Below are 2,676 nucleotides of genomic sequence, written 5' to 3'. Positions count from 1 at the left end.
GTGGGGATGTTCGTGCGGGTGGGCAGGCCCTTGCGGCTGGTGGCGGTCTTCTGGGCGAGCAGCGCGAGGGCTTCGCGGCGGGTGGTGGCGTAGACGCTGACGCGCCTGCGGGTTCCACCGGGGCCGAGGATGTAGGCGGATGCTTCCCAGCGTCCGTCCTTGCGGCGGTAGACGGTGCCTTCTCCGTTGGGTGCAGATCTAACGTGGGTGTCTGGAATCAGGCTGCGAGTATGAGCCCGTCGCGGTAGCGCGCCAGATGGTTGCGGGTGAACTCCTGCTGTTCGTGCCATCTCCAGTAGGTGTTGAAGTCGCCGTTGGTGCGCAGGGCACGGAGCTTGAGCACGGCTTCGGCACCGGACAGGCCCCAGCGGGCCCCGGTGATGTCCAGGCGGTCTTTGACCAGGTGGCGGCAGGCGCCCTCGATCACTCCAGTCGCGATCGGCCGGCCGTTGGCGAGTGCGGTGTCGTAGCGCAGGTGCTCGGCCTTGTTGGTGAGGTAGCCGATCGCGTCGTCGATGCCCTTGCGTTTGGCGCCGCGGATTCTCGCGGCGCGGGCTTGCTTGTCCAGGTCGGCGGCGACGTCGAGAGCGTTGCCGGTCAGCAGGGCCCGGGCGTGGCGGGCGACCCAGGCCTCGGCCAGGACGCCGTCGGTGTGCCCGTGCAGGCACCAGGCGGCACCCCACAGGTATTCCAGCACGTGGATCAGATCGATGACGATCGTGACGTTGGCGTCGCGCTGTTCGGCCTCGGCGGTGATCAGGTCGATCTGGTGCTTCGCGCCGTCCACGAGCACGACCCAGTCCCGCCTGTGGCCGGGGTCGCGGGCCTCGGCCTGGTCGAACACCGCGGCCACGGTCTCGGCAGCGCAGTCGGCCACCGAGCCGCACAGCCACTTGGACCGCGCCTTCGGCCCGGGCTCCCGCGGCCGATCACCGGCGGCGGCATCCGGGTCGGCGATGACATCGTCGACGGTGCGGGGTGCGCTCTCGGCGTCGTAGACCGTGCCCAGGGTCGCCATACGCTTGCGGTTGTTCTTCTCGCCCGCGGCCAGCCGGGTGCGCATCGCGTTGCCGCCCTTGGCTGCGGCGGCCTTGGCGGTGGCGTCGCGCAGCGAGTCGGGCCTTATCACCACGCCCTTGCCGTCCGTCGAGATGACCAGCACGGTGGCGTCGGTGGCCGGGGCCGGCACGAGGGCGTCGTAGAAGGAGTCGATATCGGCGGCGGCGCCGATCGCGAGTTCCTGGACCTGTCGATGCCCGATACCGGCCCCGGTGAAGGCGTTGATCCGCTCACAGGCGTCGGCGAACGAGCCACGGGTGGACTCGATCGCGGCCAGCTTGGCCAGCCCATGGGAGTGCATGTCTTCGGGCAGGTTCAGCCGCGCGTCCGCGACGTGCAGGTCGGCCACCCCGTAGCCGCGATAGGCCATCCGCCCGACCTCGACCTTCCCGAACACCGTGGCCAGCTTCCGCGTGCGACCCCGCTCGATCCGGGTGCGCTGCACGCCCTTGGCGTCTACGACCTCGGGTTCGCGCTGCTCGGTGAGCTCACGCAGCCGCAGATGGTCCTGATACAGCTGCCGGGTCACCTCCCGCATGTCACTGCCGAGGACCTCCTCCAGTTGCGAGTGCGTCAACGCCCCCGCATCCACCGACTGCATCCGGGCCGCGACCCGGTCGAACAGCCCGCGTGAGGCGGCGAACGCGGCCTCGGCGACCGCCAGGTCACCGCCGAGCACCGACCCCGCGCTCACTGCGCACCGCCGGCGGCCAGCGCGAACCGGCCCGGCTCGGCCTCGACCAGCAACCCCCGCCCGACCAGCTTCTTCAGCTTGCCCCGCATCGCCCCGGTGTGATTCGCCGCATCCGAGAGCCCCACCGCCACGCACACCTCCTTGCTGCGCACCGGGGCCTTCGCCTCGGCGACGGCCACCAGGATCCGCCGATACACCGGCGAGCACACCGTCATGTCCCCGGCCTGCTCGGCGGCCAGCAGCATCCCCGCCAACGGCGCCAGCACACCGACCGCCGCCGACTCCACGTCCACGAACGCCGGCTCCTGCGTGCGGCCCGGTGTCCCGGCCAGGACCTCCTCGACCGTCTCCCGCGTGATCCTCAGCCGCACCAGCTGCTCCTCGGCCGCAGCCAACTCGGCGCCCAGCACCTCGATCCGCCCCCGCACCTCGTCCACGGCCGCCCGGACCGCATCCTCCCTGGCCTGCAACGCCTCCCACAACGACGCCACCGCCACCACCCACCCTCGGCTCGGGGCCCGCGCACCACGGCGGACACGACGCCGACGACGCTAGGAGCCACACCCGACGGCCACACCCCAAAACCCCGCGAACCACCCCAACGTGTCACCCGTATCGGATCTGCACCCTTTCGAGTTCGGCCAGGCCCACGCCCTCGATGGTGCGCAGTTCGATGCGTACGCCCCACCGTTCGCGCTTGGCGCGGATTGAGGGGATCAGGACTCTGCGGGATGAGGTCGAGCCGGGGGAGGCGAGCCACGGGCGGATGGTCTCCTCGACCGTGAGGCCGAGCCGTCGGGCGGTGCGCGGCCAGGTCCGCTTGATCCGGCGGCGGGTCTGCCACACGGCGTGGCGCTCCGGGCCGAGCACCAGCCGCAGGGCGAGGAGATAGGCGATGCGGAGGCAGGCGAGCGCGAAGAGCG

Annotated in this window: 2 protein-coding genes and 1 pseudogene; all 3 read right to left on the bottom strand. The window is 71.3% G+C overall.

What is annotated here, in order from left to right; translation table 11 throughout:
- Positions 1-217 precede the first annotated feature (217 nt).
- Positions 218-1,723 (bottom strand): ISKra4 family transposase, encoded by a 1,506-nt coding sequence (locus KGA66_RS28555; RefSeq protein ID WP_438822088.1) that lies wholly within the window; start codon positions 1,721-1,723, stop codon positions 218-220.
- Positions 1,724-1,749: 26 nt separating this feature from the next.
- A complete protein-coding gene (locus KGA66_RS28550) occupies positions 1,750-2,244 on the bottom strand; it encodes a hypothetical protein (protein ID WP_211472644.1) in 495 nt (164 codons plus the stop codon).
- A gap of 115 nt (positions 2,245-2,359) precedes the next feature.
- A pseudogene (locus KGA66_RS28545) lies at positions 2,360-2,676 on the bottom strand (FtsK/SpoIIIE domain-containing protein); the annotation flags it as partial.

Source organism: Actinocrinis puniceicyclus, from assembly GCF_018283645.1.
GTDB lineage: Bacteria > Actinomycetota > Actinomycetes > Streptomycetales > Catenulisporaceae > Actinocrinis > Actinocrinis puniceicyclus.
This window is presented reverse-complemented; position numbering and strand designations above follow the sequence as displayed.